Raw genomic sequence first — 16,594 nt, forward strand, 5'->3', positions numbered from 1 at the left:
TCTCAGGTGCCGGATTTCACACGGGTCCACAGGCGCGTCACGACACGCTGGACCTTCTGCGGGTAGGGGCCCTTGATGTAGGTGTTGTCCAGCGCCGCGGGGGTCGGATAGATCGCCGGATCTCCGATCACGTCCTCGGCGAGGAACTCCTGCGCGGCTTTGTTGCCGTTGGCGTAGTAGACATAGTTCGACGCGGCGGCCATGTTCTCGGCATCAAGGATGAAGTCCAGGAACTTGTGCGCAGCCTCCGGGTTCGGCGCATCCACCGGGATCGCCATCTGGTCGAACCACATCAGAGCACCCTCAGACGGCGCGTTATAGGTAATATTGACGCCATTGTCGGCCTCGGCAGCACGGTCGCGGGCCTGGAGAATGTCGCCGGACCAGCCGAAGGCCACGCAGATATCACCATTGGCGAGCGCGTTGATGTATTCGGACGAATGGAACTTTTGAACATAGGGGCGCACCGCTTCGAGCGCATCGGCCGCTTGTTCGAGGTCATCCTTGTCGTGGCTGTTCGGGTCAAGCCCGAGATAGGTCAGCGCGGCAGGGATCATCTCATCCGGAGCATCGAGGAAATGCACGCCGCATTCGGAGAGCTTTTCCATGTTGGCAGGGTCGAAGACCAGCGCCAGGCTGTCGATCGGGGCGTCCTCGCCCAGGGCTTCGCTTACCTTGCCGGTGTTGGCGCCGATCCCGGTGGTGCCCCACATGTAGTTGATCGAGTAGTCGTTGTTGGGGTCAAACCGGGCGGTGCGGTCCTGGATCACATCCCAGACGTTGCCGTAGTTTTCCAGCTTGTCCTTGTCGATTTTCTGGAACACGCCGGCCTGGATCTGACGTTGCAGGAACGAGCCGGTGGGCACGACGACATCATAGCCGGACCCCCCTGCGAGCATCTTGGTCTCCAGCAATTCGTTTGAATCGAAGACATCGTAGATCAGGTCGATACCGGTTTCCTGCTCGAATTTCTCCAGCAGCGACTCGTCGATATAGTCGGACCAGTTGTAGACGCGCACCTCATCTGCCGAGGCGGCTGCCGCGCTGAGTGCGATGGCGGACACGATGGTGGCCGTTTTGAGTGTCATGAGAATCTCCCCTGTGCATGCCGGCGTCTTTCTGTCCGGCTGTGGGCTATTTTGATCAAGTTTTGCCTCATCCGGCAAGACACTTTATGTTTTCATCTGCATTTCGTTGGTGCAAGCTGCCCGAAAATGAGAAGGATCCAAGTTCGTTGAATGTGCCAAATCCGCCATCCGGGCCCCCGTCGGAAGGGGGGGCAAAACTGCCCGCTCACGAGCAGGTCTATCAGCGTTTGCGGGCGCAGATTTTGTTCGGGGAACTGGCCCCCGGACAGGCGGTCACGATACAGGGGCTGGTGGAGGCGCTGGAGAGCGGCATGACACCGGTGCGCGAAGCGATCCGCAGGCTGATTTCGGACGGGGCCTTGGTGTTTCAGGGCAACCGTCGCGTATCGGTGCCCGAACTGCGGGCCGAGGATATAGATGAGCTAGTTTATGCAAGAAAAACAATAGAGTGTGAGCTGGCGCGTCGCGCGGCAACACGCATGCCTGCGCCCAAGGTGGACAAGTTGGAGGCGTTGGATCTGACACTGGACAAGGCGATCTCCTCCGGGGATGTGGCGGGCTATCTTGAGCTGAACTACCAGTTCCACACCGCCTTGAACGCCCATGCGGGTGCGCCCATCCTTGCGGATCTCGCCGACCGGCTTTGGCTGCGCTTTGGCCCCTCGCTCCGGGTGGTCTGCGGACGCTTCGGAACGCAGAGCTTTCCAGACCGTCACAAGGACATCCTTGAGGGGCTGCGTAAAAAAGATGCGGATCTGGTGGCGCTGGCCATGGAACGGGACGTGTTGCAGGGCATGGAACAGGTCCGGGCGGGGCTGACGCCGATCAACTGATTCGATTGACAGTGTGATTTTTGATCATATTCTGGACGAAAGCTTTCCGTTCAGGAGTGTCCCCAATGACGACGATTACCAATCATCTGCCCACCACAGAACTGCAAGCGCTGGATGCGGCGCATCACATGCATCCGTTCACCGCAAACGGCGGTCTGGCGCAGAAGGGCGCGCGGGTCATCACGCGCGCCAATGGTGTCACCCTGACCGACAGCGAGGGGCACGAGATCCTCGATGCGATGGCGGGGCTGTGGTGCGTCAACATCGGCTATGGCCGTGATGAGCTGGCCGAGGTGGCGGCGCGCCAGATGCGCGAGCTGCCCTATTACAATACCTTCTTCCAGACGACGCATGTGCCCGCTATCGCGCTGGCCGCCAAGATCGCCGAACTGGCGCCGGGGGATCTGAACAATGTGTTCTTCGCCGGTTCCGGGTCCGAGGCCAACGACACCAACATTCGGATGGTGCGTCACTATTGGGCCATGAAGGGCAAGCCGACCAAATCTATCATCATCTCGCGCAAGAACGCCTATCATGGCTCTTCGGTTGGGTCTGGGTCTCTTGGTGGCATGTCGGCGATGCACGCACAGGGTGGCCTGCCGATCCCGGATGTGCACCATATCAACCAACCGAACTGGTGGGCCGAAGGGGGGGATACGAATCCCGAAGAGTTCGGTCTGGCGCGCGCGCAGGAGCTGGAAAAAGCCATTCTGGAACTGGGCGAAGACCGTGTGGCGGCCTTTATTGCCGAGCCGGTCCAGGGGGCCGGGGGGGTGATCGTGCCGCCCGCAACCTATTGGCCCGAGATCCAGCGTATTTGCGACAAGTATGACATCCTACTGATCGCGGATGAGGTGATCTGCGGTTTTGGGCGCACAGGCAACTGGTTCGGCTCCGAGACTATGGGTATCCGGCCCGATATCATGACCATCGCCAAGGGGCTGTCCTCGGGCTATGCGCCCATCGGCGGCTCCATCGTCTCGGACGAGGTGGCCGGTGTGATCGCACAGGACGAATTCAACCACGGCTACACCTATTCCGGTCACCCGGTGGCGGCTGCTGTGGCGCTGGAGAACCTCCGCATTCTTGAGGAGGAGAAGGTTCTGGAGCACGTCCGCGACGTCGCTGCACCCTATCTCAAGGAAAAATGGGAGGCACTGACCGATCACCCTCTGGTCGGCGAAGCCAAGATCGTCGGGATGATGGGCTCCATCGCGCTGACGCCAAACAAGGCAACCCGCGCGGCCTTTGCATCGGACGCGGGAACGGTGGGCTTCATTTGCCGCGAGCGTTGCTTTGCCAACAATCTGGTGATGCGCCATGTGGGCGACCGCATGATCATCTCTCCGCCGCTGGTGATCACGACGGAAGAGATCGACACATTGATTGCGCGCGCAACCAAGTCGCTCGATGAATGCTACGCCGAACTCAAAGCGCAGGATCTGCTTGCCGAAGCGGTTTGATCCGGTTGTTCACCTGATTCGAATCATCAAAAGGGATCGTTAGCGGTCCCTTTTTTGTGCGTATGCAAAAAAAATCATCGCGTCAGCTGTTGTGCTTAGGGGTAAAAATGTCCAAAAATGGCGCAAACAAGCAAGTAAGGGTCGCAAATCGTCTGGGTTCGCGATCCATTCCTCCGGGAGAGTTGAGAAACCCACCGGGACGCCGAGCCGGAGCCGATTGATCCGGTTGCACAGTGGAGTGCCGCTGTGCTTACACTAATGAATAAAGAGCGGATCAAAGCCGCCGGGATAAGAACATATACGGGGAGCCTGATTTGGCCGATGCGTCGAATACTGACGCGTTCGTTGAATTCGAACGCGTGCAAAAGAGTTATGACGGTGAGACACTTGTCGTCAAAGACTTGAACCTCACCATGCCCAAGGGCGAATTCCTGACCATGCTGGGTCCGTCGGGGTCGGGGAAAACCACTTGTCTGATGATGCTGGCCGGCTTCGAGACCGCCACTCATGGCGACATCCGCCTCGGCGGTGTCTCGATCAACAACATCCCGCCGCACAAGCGTGGCATTGGCATGGTGTTCCAGAACTACGCCCTGTTTCCGCATATGACCATTGCCGAGAACCTGAGCTTTCCGCTCGAGGTGCGTGGAATGGGGAAATCCACACGTGAAGAAAAAGTCAAACGTGCGCTCGACATGGTGGAGATGGGCAGTTTTGGCGGCCGTCGCCCGGCGCAGCTGTCCGGTGGCCAGCAGCAACGTGTTGCGCTGGCCCGTGCCCTGGTGTTCGAGCCCGAACTGGTGCTGATGGACGAGCCGCTCGGTGCGCTCGACAAGCAGCTGCGCGAAAAGATGCAGTTCGAGATCACCCATCTGGCGCACCAGCTCGGGATCACCACGGTCTATGTGACCCACGACCAGACCGAGGCGCTGACCATGTCGGACCGCGTCGCCGTGTTCGACGATGGTCGTATCCAGCAGCTGGCGCCGCCGGATCAGCTCTATGAAGAGCCGGCAAACAGTTTCGTGGCCCAGTTCATCGGCGAGAACAACACGCTGGAAGGCGTGATCAAGGAAATCTCCGATGGCCGCGCCCTGGTGCAGCTCGACGGTGGGGAACTGATCGACGCCATGCCCATCAACGTGTCCGAGGTGGGACAGCGCACACGCGTATCGATCCGCCCGGAACGGGTGGAATACAACAAGGATCGCCTGCAAGAAGGCGTGCACACCCTGAAGGCCGAAGTGCTGGAATTCATCTACATGGGTGACATCTTCCGCACGCGCCTGAAGGTCGCGGGCAACGATGAGTTCATCATCAAGACCCGCAACGCGCCGGATCAGGTTCGCCTTCAGCCCGGACAGCAGATCGAAATCGGCTGGCTGCCCGAGGACTGCCGCGCGCTGGACGCTTGATCGCGACCGGTTGCGCATAGGAACCCCCGGCGGTGCTGAATGGATCGGGGGGCCAAACACATGAATAATCAGTGTCTCAACAAGGAGAATACGAATATGAAACTGCGTAAACTGACGGCACTCGCCGCCACGACCGCTCTCTGCGCGCCGATGGCTTTTGCCGCGGATATGGCGGATGAAATGACCATCGTGTCCTGGGGCGGAGCCTACTCCAACTCTCAGCTCAAGGCCTATCACGAGCCCTACGCCGAAAAGACCGGCGTCAAGATCATCAATGACGAAAGCTCCAACGAGGCCGTTGCCAAGCTGCGTGCAATGAACGAAGCTGGCAATGTGACCTGGGATGTTGTCGACGTTGTGGCCGCGGACGCAATGCGTCTGTGCGACGAAGGTCTGGCGATGGAAATCGATCCCGATGAGCACCTGGCGGCTGCGCCGGACGGCACCTCTGCCGAAGAAGACTTCGGTGAACTTCTGGTGTCCGACTGCTTCATCCCGCAGATCGTCTATTCCACCACCTTCGGCTATCGCACCGATCTGGTCGGTGACACCCCGCCGACAAGCGTTTGCGACGTGTTTGATCTCGAAGCCTATCCGGGCAAGCGTGCGCTGGAGAAGCGTCCGATCAACAACATGGAATGGGCTCTGCTCTGCGACGGCGTCGCCAAGGACGAAGTCTATGACGTGCTGGAAACCGAAGAAGGTCAGGAGCGCGCGCTGGCGAAGCTCGACACCATCAAGGACAGCGTGATCTGGTGGTCCGCCGGTGCCGACACGCCGCAGCTGCTCGCCGATGGCGAAGTTGTGATGGGCTCCACCTACAACGGCCGTCTGTTCTCGGTGATAGAAGAGCAGGATCAGCCGGTGGCGATGCTCTGGGACGCACAGGTGTTCGACCTGGACGGCTGGATCATTCCGGCGGGTCTCTCGGATGAGCGCAAGGCACGTGCCCTGGACTACATCTATTTCGCCACCGACACTCAGCGTCTGGCGGATCAGGCGAAATACATCTCCTACGGCCCGGCGCGTGCCTCTTCCGCACCGCTCGTCGGCAAACATGCCGAGCTTGGCATCGAGATGGCGCCGCATATGCCGACCGATCCGGCAAACGCACAGAACACGTTCCTGTACAACTACGAGTTCTGGGCTGACTATCGCGACGACATCGACGCGAAGTTCCAGGCCTGGCTGGCCAAGTAATCGGATCTGATGATGCCGATGCCGGAGAGCGGTCTGCGCTCTCCGGCTCCCTCTCCGGCGCCGCGTCCCCAGGGCGCCGCCGCGGCGGAGACCTCCACCCCGCAGATTTGAAAAACGCGGGAAGACAACAGGGACAATCATGAGTGACACAACTCAATCCGGCCCGGTCCTAGCGGCTGACGGTACGCCGTTGAAGCGCAGCCTGGCCCGCGCGTTGAGGATGCAGAAAATGCGGGCCTTGATGCTGATCGCGCCGCTTCTGGTCTTCATCCTCCTCACCTTTATTCTCCCGATCGCGGATATGTTGTTCCGCTCGGTCGAGAACCGAATCGTGTCAGACACGCTTTCCGAAACCGTGGTGACCCTGAAAGACTGGGATGCCCTCGGTGACGAGGCTCCGGGCGAGGCGGTGTATGAGAGTCTCTATTACGATCTCTTCGTTGCTGCCGAAGCCAAGGAACACACCAAGCTCGGTACGCGCCTGAACTATGAGGAAACCGGGATTTCCTCTCTGTTCCGGGGCAGCGGGCGCAAGGTTGATGATGTTGGTGAGGACCACGTCAAGGCCATCGAACGCGCCAATGATGGCGCTCTGAAGGATGAGGCGCTCTGGTTTGAAATCATGACCGGGGGCAGCAGCGCCGAGGGCAACACCGGCCTTCTGGACGCGCAGCGGGCCAAACTCAGCCAGCTGACCGGTGACAGCTTTGCCGGTGATATCGGCTTTGTGCCGGGCGCCGAGATCAGCGCGCTCTTTCCTCGCATGGCGACAGCCTACACGGATTTTGCTCTGTTCACGGCAATCGCGGAAGAGGACGTCGTCGCTGAAGAAGATCCCTGGGAAACCGTTTTTGTGGCCTTTGCCACCGCCGTTCAGTCGGCTGACGGTGCGGAAAAGCTCGCTAGCTACTCGGGCCCGGGCGCAGCCGAGTTGACGGCCGCAGCCGAGGCACTGGCGGAGTTGGAGCCGATTTCCTTCAAGGCCGCCTTTCTCGACATGGATGAGGATTGGGGCGATCTGGGCAACTGGCGCACGATCCAGACCTACAGCCCCAATTACACCAGCGGGTATTTCCTGAACTCCATCGACATGCAGAAGGGCCCCGAAGGCGCAGAGCCGCGGCCCGAGAACCAGCAGATCTATATCACGCTGTTCCAGCGGACTCTGGTCATGTCGCTGGTGATCACCGGCTCCTGCATTCTGCTGGGCTATCCGGTTGCCTGGATTCTGGCCAACCTGCCGACCCGATCAGCCAATATCCTGATGATCCTGGTGCTGCTGCCGTTCTGGACCTCGCTCCTGGTCCGGACATCGGCCTGGAAGGTCATGCTGCAGCAACAGGGTGTTATCAATGATGTGCTGGTCTGGCTGGGACTGGTCGATGACGCGGCGCGACTGGTGATGATCAACAACCAGTTCGGCACTATCGTGGCGATGACCCACATCCTGCTGCCATTCATGATCCTGCCGATGTATTCGGTGATGCAGACCATCAACCCGTCCTATCTGCGCGCGGCAAAGTCGCTGGGTGCGACCAACTGGACGGCGTTCTGGCGGGTGTATTTCCCGCAGTCGGTCCCGGGGATCGGCGCGGGGTCGATTCTCGTCTTCATTCTGGCGATCGGCTACTACATCACGCCCGAGATCGTGGGCGGCACCAAGGGGGTCTTTATCTCCAACCGGATTGCCTATCATATCTCGTCCTCGCTCAACTGGGGTTTGGCGGCGGCGCTCGGGAGTATCCTCCTGGCGGTCGTGCTGCTGCTCTACTGGGCCTATGACAAGATCGTCGGCATCGACAACGTGAAGCTGGGATAAGACAAATGGCATTGACACCTGTTCAAAACCAAACTCCCGCCTTCACCGCTGCCGTATCCGCTGCCGCAGGGGGCTTCTTCGGCCTCTTCGTGGGCACGGCGCAGGGATCGGGCCTGCTCGGGCTTGTGATCGGCGCGGTCCTTCTGGGCGCCATGGGCTTTGTGTACTGCAACCTGCTGGCGCAGGAGAAACCCGTGCGTTGGGCCACAGTCGCCGTGTTTGCAATCGCCGGGTTCCTGCTCGGCGGTCTGCCCGCCCTCGTGGTGGGGGCACTGTTCGGCTGGTTCGCGGGCTGGTTCATCTTCTGGCTCGCCACGTCGAGCTATCGCAAGCACCTGCCCCCCTATCTGACGCCCGGTCAGGTTCTGTGGTATTACAGCTTTCGGGTGATCTGCGGCGCGATCTTCGTGTTTCTGATCACGCCGATTCTGGTGGTGATGCCGCTCTCGTTCAACGCCGAGAACTTCTTTACCTTCACACCGGAAATGCTGCGGTTTGACCCGGAAGGCTATTCCCTCAAGCACTACCAGGATTTCTTCAGCAACGATGACTGGCAGCAGGCGCTGTGGAATTCGCTGCGGATTGCGCCTATGGCGACCTTCCTGTCGGTGAGCTTCGGCACGCTTGCGGCGATCGGCCTGAGCCAACCGCATGTACCGTTCCGCCGAGCGATCATGGCGGTGCTGATCTCGCCGATGATCGTGCCGCTGATCATTTCGGCTGCGGGGATGTACTTCTTTTACAGCCGTATCGGCTTGCAGGGGACGTATTTCGGGGTCGTCCTGGCCCACGCCGCCCTCGGCATCCCCTTCGTCATCATTACGGTGACTGCGACTCTGGTGGGGTTTGATCGCTCCCTGACACGTGCCGCGGCGAATATGGGGGCCGGGCCGATCACCACTTTCTTCCGGGTGCAGATGCCGCTCATCCTGCCCGGCGTGATTTCCGGGGGGCTGTTTGCCTTCATCACCTCCTTTGACGAGGTTGTGGTGGTGCTCTTTGTCGGGTCTGCTGGCCAGAAAACACTGCCGTGGCAGATGTTTACCGGCCTGCGCGAACAGATCTCGCCCACCATTCTGGCGGTGGCGACGATCCTTGTGGCGATCTCGATCTGCTTGCTGACCACGGTTGAGCTTTTGCGTCGCCGCAGTGAGCGTTTGCGCGGCATGAGCCCGAGCTGACCCACCTCATGACAAGAAAAAGCCCCGCCATTGAGCGGGGCTTTTTTGTGTGCAGGGGCTGAGCGCCCTGAGGTGTTATGGGGTGTTAGCGTAGCTTCTCCAGCAGTGTCAGCGAGGCATAGCCGTCCGGCATCAACCCCTTGGCGCTCTGATAGGCGCGCACAGCGGCCACGGTCTTGGGTCCGATGCGCCCGTCGATGCCATCGGTGCTGAAACCGGCGCGTGTCAGACGTTGCTGCAATTCCTTACGCTCCGCAAAGGTCAATGCGCGATCTCCACGGGGCCAGCTGCCCTTGATCTTGTCGCCGCCGCGCAGCCGGTCGCTCAGGTGACCAACGGCGATCACATAGGCATCGGCCGTGTTGTAGCGCTCGATCACAGAGAAATTCTTGAAGATCATGAAGGCGGCACCCTTGCCGCCAGCCGGCAGCAGGATCGAGGCCTCACCATGATTGGGCACCGGCTGGCCATTCATCGCACGCACACCAAGCCGAGCCCATGCCTCCGGACTTTTCTTGATCTTGCGGTTGGCCAGCGTGAAGTCAAAAGTGTCGGGCAGCGTCACTTCCACCCCCCAGGGCTGTCCGGAGACCCAGCCGAATTTCTTCAGATAGGCCGCGGTCGAGGCCAGGGCATCCGTCGGGGTATCGGACCAGATGTCCCGTTTCCCGTCGCCGGTGAAATCCACCGCGTAATCGAGGTACGATGTTGGGATAAACTGCGTGTGTCCCATTGCGCCGGCCCAGCTGCCGGTCATCTCCCGCGGCGCCACATCGCCGGATTGCAGGATCTTCAGCGCGGCAATCAGCTGCTCTTCGAAGAAGGCGCCGCGCCGACCATCAAAGGCGAGCGTTGCCAGGGAACGAATGATGTCCATATCTCCACGAAAGCTGCCATAGCTGCTTTCCAGCCCCCAGACGGCAACCAACACTTCCTTTTCGACCCCGTAGTGCGCCTCTATTCGTTCCAGCGTATCCCGTTGGCCTTGAAGAGCCGCCTTGCCATTCTGCACACGACTGTCGGAGGCAGCACGATCTAGGTAATCCCAGATCGTTCTGGTGAACTCGGACTGGTTGCGGTCCCGCTCGATGACGGAGGCGTCATAGGTGACGCCGTCGAGTGCGCGGTTCAAGATCTCCGGCCGAATGCCCTGTGCCTGCGCGCGGGAGGCGAAGTCGCTGAGCCAGGTTTTGAAGTGTACGTCTTTATCGTGGTCCGAGCGGGGGGCCGACAGCGCAGCTTCGGTCGTGGCGGCGACGCTGGTGCGTGCCACCGGACGAAGTGTGGTGGCGGTGGCGAGCTGGACGCGCGCCGCCTGCGCCTCGGGACCGGCGGGGCGCGCCTGCGGTCGCGGCGTCTCCGTGAGGATTTGTTGTTCCGAAACGGCTGCTTGCGCCATCCATGCCGGAAGGGTGAACCCGACACATAGCGCTCTTTTAACCCAACTGCGCATTTTGAACCTCAACACCTGCTCTGTTTATTGTCATCAACTGTAGCGTGACTGGGCCGCGGGCAAAAGAACTCAGACAGGCGCCGCCGCTCCTCAGCGCTCCTCTGCCTGTTGGACACCTTCAGCCATAGGCCTGGCTGCGAAGATGGTCGAGTGCGGCGCGATAAAGCCGAACACGATGCGGGCGAAAGGATGTCTCCGTCACCTCAAGCCCCTGCATGCGATCCAGGCGAAACACCCGAAAGTCCCGACGCAGGAGGCACCATGCAATCAAGACCGAGGAATTGTCGAAATAGACCAGTCCAAGCGGTTTCACCTGTCGCCATGTGCTTGCACCTTTGGCGTCCACATAATCAAACCCCACCTCGCGCTCGTCCCACGTCGCCTGTCTCAGTTCGGCTGCATCCACCGTCGGGGCGTGCGGCGGCGCAAAGCTATGCGCAGAGAGGACCGCATGCTGCAATCGGTCAGCCTGGCTCTTGGGCAGGCGGGCGCGCAGTTTTTTCAGGGCGGTGCGGGCCGCATCTGCCAGATCGGGATCGCCCTTCTGCTGAACCTCGCAAAGGCCCAGCACCAGCGCCTCCAGTTCGGTGGCTCCAAACCCGAGCGGGGGCAGCGTTGCATCCTCGACAAGCGTGAAGCCAAATCCCGCGGCCCCGTCAATCACGGCCCCCAATGCCCGGAGCGCGTCAATATCGCGATGGATGGTCCGACCAGAGACACCAAGATCCTGGGCGAGCTGTTCAGCCGTCACCGGTGGCGGGAGCTGGCGCAGGGTCTGCATCAGGCGAAAGAGGCGTTCTGTTCTGGTCATACCCTGCGTGTACTTTCCCCTGATGACAAAAACTGACAACAGGCCCGTATAGCACATCCTCATCACATCCCAAATGGAGAGAGACGATGTTGACCCTATTGACCCACGGCGGTGGCGACGGTTTTTACAGCTACAGCATGTTTTGTACCAAAGCGGCGCTGCTGCTGCAGATGTCTGGTGAGGACTGGCAGCGGCAGGATGTGCACGACCCGGCAGAACTCGCACGGATGCCGCACAGCAAGCTTCCCGTGGTGCAGGACGAGAACGGTACCCTGACCCCCGACAGCGAAGGCATCCGTGGTTTCCTCGAAGACCGGGGCGCGGAGTTTGATACGGGCCTTAGTGCTGTGCAAAAAGGTCAGTCACGCGCGCTCATCCGCATGGTGGACGAGTCGCTGTGGTTGCAGCTTATGTGTGCCCGCTGGCTCGAAGATGAGGGCTGGGCAGGGATGCTGCAGACGGTTTTTGCGGGTGTGCCTGAAGAGCCCGTTAACAGCTTTCGCGCCAAGGTGCTGGACGGTCTGCACTTCACGGGGCATTCGCGGTTTGACCGGGCGGAGCGTCTGCAGCGGCTGGAGCAGGATCTGACAGCGATAGAGGATATTCTGGGCGATCAGCGTTTCTTGTTTGGGGATCAGATGACCGCCGCTGATTGCTCTGCCGCGCCGATGATTGAGGCCCTGTCCCGTGCACCTGCCGCGCCGCAGGTGGTGGAGGTGACACAGCGCCACGGTGCACTCTTGACCTATGTGTCCCGCGTGATGGAGCAGAGCGCGCTGACGCTCCCGCAGGCGGCGTAGGTTTCGCGCAGTTGATGACACTTTATAGGGGCCGGGGGGCTCCCGCGCGTCACCCTTGCATTAAAATGCAAGGGCGCCCCTTGGGCCGGGCAGGCCGCGCCGAAGGCGCGGCCTGCCCCCCGGCGATCCGCAAAGCGGAGCGCAAAACCTCTGGCGCGCCCCCTGGAGGCGCGCGACGCGACCGGGTTATTTGCGTTTTCGGGTCACCTTGCGCTTTACCTTGGCTGCCTTGTGCTTTGATTTTGCAGCCTTGCTGCGAGACACGGTGCGACCCGCAGGGCTCCGACGGCGACCGCCTTTACCGGCATCGCCGCGCCCTTTTGGCAGTTCCGCATCTTCAAGGGCCAGCAATTCCAGCTCCAACCCGCCGGTCACCGGTGCAGCCTGGGTCAGACGCACCGTGACTCGTTGGCCGATGGCGATGATCAACCCGGTGTCAGACCCCATCAACGTTCCAGCCTGCGCGTCAAAATGGAAATACTCCCGTCCGATCGAGCGCACTGGCACCAGCCCGTCGGCTCCGGTTTCATCCAGTTTCACAAAGGCGCCAAAGCGAGCGATGCCGGAGATCCGACCGGTGAACTCATTGCCCACGCGTTCCGCCAGATAGGACGCAAGATAGCGGTCCGTGGTGTCGCGCTCCGCCAGCATCGAACGACGCTCGGTTGCGGAAATATGAGTCGCGGTGTCCTCCAGCCGCTCGACCTCGTCAACCGAAAGCCCGTCCTTGCCCCACCCATGGGCCGTGATCAGGGCGCGGTGCACGATCAGGTCGGCATAGCGGCGGATCGGCGAGGTAAAATGCGCATAGTTGCGCAGCGCCAGACCAAAATGGCCGAAATTCTCCGGGTAGTAATAGGCCTGCTGCATCGACCGCAGGGTGGAGATGTTGATCAGCTCCGCATCATCGGTTCCCGCGGCGGCATTCAGCAATGCGTTCAGGTGCCGCGTTTGCAGCACCTGTCCTTTGGCAAGGTTCAGACCCGCCGCCTGCGCCGTGTCGCGCAGCGCGTCCAGTTTGTCCTGAGCGGGTTCTTCATGCACCCGGAACAACAGCGGCTGGCGCTTCTTGATCAGGGTTTCGGCGGCGGCCACATTGGCCAGCACCATGAATTCCTCGATCAGCCGGTGGGCATCGAGGCGGTCGCGGAAATTGACCGAGGCAACCTTGCCTTTGTCGTCGAGCACGATCTTGCGCTCTGGTAGGTCGAGATCCAGCGGTTGGCGCGCGCCACGGGCGGCTTTGAGCGCTTCATAGGCGGCATACAGCGGCTTTATGACGTCTTCCAGGAACGGCTCCGTGCGCGCGGTGACGCGACCATCCATGGCGTCTTGCACCTCGCCGTAGTGCAAGGAGGCCTGTGATTTCATTAGCCCTCTTACAAACCGGTGCGCGAACTTGTTGCCCTCGGCGTCGATCTGCATGCGCACCGCCAGACAGGGACGTGGCACACCCTCGTGCAGAGAGCAGAGATCGCCCGAAAGCCGGTCCGGCAGCATCGGTACCACCCGATCAGGGAAGTAGCTGGAGTTACCGCGTTTGCGTGCTTCGCGGTCCAGCGCCGAACCGGGCGTCACATAGGCCGCGACATCGGCGATCGCGACCCAGATCACATGGCCACCGGGGTTCTTGGGGTCCTCATCCGCGTGGGCAAAGCAGGCGTCGTCGTGGTCGCGGGCATCGGCAGGGTCGATGGTAATCAGCGGCAGGTCGCGCAGATCTTCGCGCCCCTTGAGGCCCATTGGTTTGGCGCTGTCAGCCTCGGCAATAACCGCATCGGGGAAGTGATCGGGAATGCCATGCTGGTGGATTGCGATCAGCGACACCGCCTTGGGGGCGGATGGATCGCCGAGCCGTTCGACGATGCGCGCTTTGGGCAAACCCATACGGGCCTTTGGTCCGGCAAGCTCTGCCTCGACCAATTCGCCGTCCTTGGCGCCATGGGTGTTTGCTTCGGGCACCTGCCACTCGTTGGAGCCCGCCTTGTCGATGGGCACAATACGCCCGCCTTCGGACCCTTGGCGATAAATACCCAAAATGCGCTTCGGGTTGGTCCCGATGCGACGGATCAGGCGGGCCTCATAGTTGTGATCCGCTTCCTGCACCACGGTCAGGCGCGCAAGGATACGGTCGCCTTCACCCAGGGCCGGATCCGACGCACGCGGGATCACCATCACGATGGGTTCAACCCCTTCGCCATGCCATTCCAGCGGCTGGGCAAACAGATCGCCATTGTCATCGGGGGCTTTGACCAGCAGAACCGTGACCGGCGGCAAACGATCCGGGTCGGTGTAACTGCGCTTGCGCTTTTCCAGATGCCCTTCGGCCTCCAACTCCTTCAGGAGGCGTTTGAGGTCGATCCGCTCAGCGCCCTTGATGCCAAAAGCCTTGGCAATGTCACGTTTGGAGTTCTGGGTCGGGTGGGCGGAGATCCAGTCCAGAATCTCGGCCTTTGTGGGAATACGCGCCATAGATCTGCCGTAGCATGGCGCGCAGGGAACGTCATGCTGAAAACACCAAATGACAGGCGGCGAAATATGGACCGACCTTTTACCAGGTGGCGCCTGCTGAGTGACCTATAGCGGTTTTACCATATCCCGATGATCTATACCCGCATCGAGGTAAACAGGCCCAAAGGCCTCAAAGCCAAGCTTCTCATAAAAACCAATGGCGTGGATCTGCGCACCGAGCTTGGCCCGGGTGATCCCCTGCCGCCCTCTGGCAACGTCGACGCAAGCCTCGATCAGCCGTGCACCAAGCCCCGTACCGCGTGCGGATTTTATCACACAGACCCGCCCGATCTTGGCAATATCGCTCTGAAACACAATCCGCGCGGTTCCCACGGGTGTGCCATCCTGCGTCGCCAGAAGATGCGTGGCAGAGTCATCGAGCGTATCGCGCTCTTCCTCCGGGGGAACGCCCTGCTCTCGTACAAACACCTCGAAGCGCAGCTCCAGGCAGGTGTCGAGATCTTCCGTTTCCGCGATCAACAGGCTCATGCGAAGTAATCCGTCAAAATGCGGGTGTAGATGGCCTTCAGTTGATGGATCTGGGCGACCTCAACATTTTCATCGACCTGATGCATGGTTTTGCCCACGAGACCGAACTCCACCACAGGGCAATGCGCCTTGACGAAACGCGCGTCGGATGTGCCGCCGGTGGTCGACAGCTCCGGGACCTGATTGGTTTCGGTCTGTACAGCCTGGGCCACCAGATCGGACAGGTCACCCGGGGGGGTGATAAAGCTCTCGCCAGAGATCTTGACGTCCATGTCGATCCTGAGACCGAACTCTTCGGCCACCTTGTCCGCTTCCTCTTGCAGCCAGTTGGTGAGCGAGGCGCCGGAATGCAGGTCGTTGAAGCGGATGTTCACCGCCGCGCGGCCCTGGGCGGGGATCACATTGGTTGCAGGATTGCCGGTGTCAATGGTGACGATCGCCAGGGTGGAGGCGTCGAAATGCTCGGATCCGTCATCAAGCTGATGGCTGCCGAGGCGATCCATCAGGCGCGAGAGGCCATTCAAGGGATTGTTGGCACGATGCGGATAGGCCGAATGCCCCTGCACGCCCGTTACCGTGAACCATGCTGTCATGGAGCCACGGCGGCCGATCTTGATCATCTCGCCCATGTGATTGGGGCAGGTGGGTTCACCCACGAGGCAGACGGACATCTTCTCGTCCGCCTGATCCATGTACGCGAGCAGGGCCGTGGTGCCGTCCACCGCGTCGCCTTCCTCATCGCCGGTGATGGTCAGAACCACGGCACCGTCGGGCGGTGTCTCGCGCACAAAGTCGATGGCGGCGGCGGCAAAGGCCGCAACGCCGGATTTCATGTCGGTGGTGCCCCGACCATACATCACCCCATCGACCACGTCGGCGCCAAAGGGGTCGTGGGTCCATGCGGCCTCGTCACCGACGGGAACGACATCGGTGTGGCCGTTAAAGCCGAAGGTCTTGGCATGGCCCTTGTCGCCCCAGCGGGCAAAGAGGTTGCAGACGCCTCCGCGATCAACCCGGGTGCAGGCAAAGCCCGCATCGCTCAGCAGTCGTTCCAGCAACACCAATGCGCCGCCCTCTTCTGGTGTGACCGAAGGGCAGCGAACGAGGTCCGCGGTCAACTGGACGGGATCGGTGGCGGTCATGCGGGGTCCTCCTGAAATCATCGTCAGTGACCTAGCGCGAATTGCGGAGGCGGTGCAATTGTCATCGCGCCTTGCGGGGACCTGTGGCCGAAATGCTCGGGCAGTCGCATCGTGGGCAATCGTGCCCTGACAGGGCGCGCGGCGCGTGCTAGGGTGGTGGGAATAACAGACCGAGGCATGGAACGGGACGGCGACAAGATCGCCCGGACGTGCGACGAGCAGGACTACCAAAGCGAACAGAGGCGGACCGTTGGATCACTTGATTCACCGAACCCGATTGTCGCGCTGTGTCATCCTTCTGCGCCGCATGGCGTCCCTGACCGGGAACATCGGGACTGAAACTGAGGGACGCCCCGGGCACCAATAAGGCCGACGCATGCGCCACCCGC

General features: G+C 61.0%; 13 protein-coding genes. 7 read left to right on the plus strand and 6 right to left on the minus strand.

Annotation, left to right across the window (positions count from 1 at the left end; translation table 11 throughout):
• Window positions 1-2: 2 nt before the first annotated feature.
• The gene (locus ACXAF5_RS01510) at window positions 3-1,088 is read right to left on the minus strand and encodes a polyamine ABC transporter substrate-binding protein (protein WP_239322147.1); all 1,086 of its coding nucleotides are present in this window, start codon (window positions 1,086-1,088) and stop codon (window positions 3-5) included.
• A gap of 86 nt (window positions 1,089-1,174) precedes the next feature.
• Here ACXAF5_RS01510 and ACXAF5_RS01515 point away from each other — a divergent pair, with 86 nt between their 5' ends.
• The 6 genes from ACXAF5_RS01515 to ACXAF5_RS01540 all read left to right on the plus strand — a co-directional run bounded on the left by ACXAF5_RS01515 (window position 1,175) and on the right by ACXAF5_RS01540 (window position 8,999).
• Entirely contained in the window at window positions 1,175-1,921 is a 747-nt protein-coding gene (locus ACXAF5_RS01515; protein WP_239322146.1) for a GntR family transcriptional regulator, read from the plus strand.
• A 65-nt stretch (window positions 1,922-1,986) separates the two neighbouring features.
• Window positions 1,987-3,384: an aspartate aminotransferase family protein gene (locus ACXAF5_RS01520; RefSeq protein ID WP_474945279.1), complete on the plus strand. Its 1,398-nt coding sequence runs from the start codon at window positions 1,987-1,989 to the stop codon at window positions 3,382-3,384.
• A gap of 314 nt (window positions 3,385-3,698) precedes the next feature.
• On the plus strand, window positions 3,699-4,799 hold the full coding sequence (locus ACXAF5_RS01525) for an ABC transporter ATP-binding protein (RefSeq protein WP_239322144.1): 1,101 nt from the start codon (window positions 3,699-3,701) through the stop codon (window positions 4,797-4,799).
• Window positions 4,800-4,895: 96 nt separating this feature from the next.
• A complete protein-coding gene (locus tag ACXAF5_RS01530) occupies window positions 4,896-5,999 on the plus strand; it encodes an extracellular solute-binding protein (protein ID WP_239322143.1) in 1,104 nt (367 codons plus the stop codon).
• 139 nt (window positions 6,000-6,138) lie between these two features.
• Window positions 6,139-7,818: an ABC transporter permease gene (locus ACXAF5_RS01535; protein ID WP_474945280.1), complete on the plus strand. Its 1,680-nt coding sequence runs from the start codon at window positions 6,139-6,141 to the stop codon at window positions 7,816-7,818.
• Window positions 7,819-7,823: 5 nt separating this feature from the next.
• Window positions 7,824-8,999 carry an ABC transporter permease gene (locus ACXAF5_RS01540; protein ID WP_239322141.1) on the plus strand — a complete coding sequence of 392 codons (1,176 nt, stop codon included), beginning with the start codon at window positions 7,824-7,826 and terminating at the stop codon, window positions 8,997-8,999.
• A gap of 85 nt (window positions 9,000-9,084) precedes the next feature.
• Here the strand turns inward: ACXAF5_RS01540 and ACXAF5_RS01545 are convergent, their stop codons facing one another.
• On the minus strand, window positions 9,085-10,452 hold the full coding sequence (locus tag ACXAF5_RS01545) for a lytic murein transglycosylase (protein ID WP_474945281.1): 1,368 nt from the start codon (window positions 10,450-10,452) through the stop codon (window positions 9,085-9,087).
• Between the two features lie 118 nt (window positions 10,453-10,570).
• Window positions 10,571-11,263 (minus strand): helix-turn-helix transcriptional regulator, encoded by a 693-nt coding sequence (locus tag ACXAF5_RS01550; RefSeq protein ID WP_239363932.1) that lies wholly within the window; start codon window positions 11,261-11,263, stop codon window positions 10,571-10,573.
• A gap of 86 nt (window positions 11,264-11,349) precedes the next feature.
• Here ACXAF5_RS01550 and ACXAF5_RS01555 point away from each other — a divergent pair, with 86 nt between their 5' ends.
• Complete coding sequence (locus ACXAF5_RS01555; protein ID WP_474945282.1) at window positions 11,350-12,063, plus strand: glutathione S-transferase family protein; 714 nt, start codon at window positions 11,350-11,352, stop codon at window positions 12,061-12,063.
• Window positions 12,064-12,249: 186 nt separating this feature from the next.
• On the opposite strand, the gene rnr is transcribed toward ACXAF5_RS01555, so the two are convergent.
• The 3 genes from rnr to dapE all read right to left on the minus strand — a co-directional run bounded on the left by rnr (window position 12,250) and on the right by dapE (window position 16,205).
• The gene (gene rnr, locus ACXAF5_RS01560) at window positions 12,250-14,535 is read right to left on the minus strand and encodes a ribonuclease R (RefSeq protein WP_474945283.1); all 2,286 of its coding nucleotides are present in this window, start codon (window positions 14,533-14,535) and stop codon (window positions 12,250-12,252) included.
• 105 nt (window positions 14,536-14,640) lie between these two features.
• Entirely contained in the window at window positions 14,641-15,063 is a 423-nt protein-coding gene (locus ACXAF5_RS01565; RefSeq protein WP_474945284.1) for a GNAT family N-acetyltransferase, read from the minus strand.
• Window positions 15,060-16,205, minus strand: coding sequence for a succinyl-diaminopimelate desuccinylase (dapE, locus tag ACXAF5_RS01570; protein ID WP_474945285.1), 1,146 nt, complete (start codon window positions 16,203-16,205; stop codon window positions 15,060-15,062). Before dapE ends, ACXAF5_RS01565 begins: the two co-directional genes overlap by 4 nt.
• Window positions 16,206-16,594: the final 389 nt, after the last annotated feature.

This window comes from Epibacterium sp. ABV4_022, assembly GCF_056159345.1.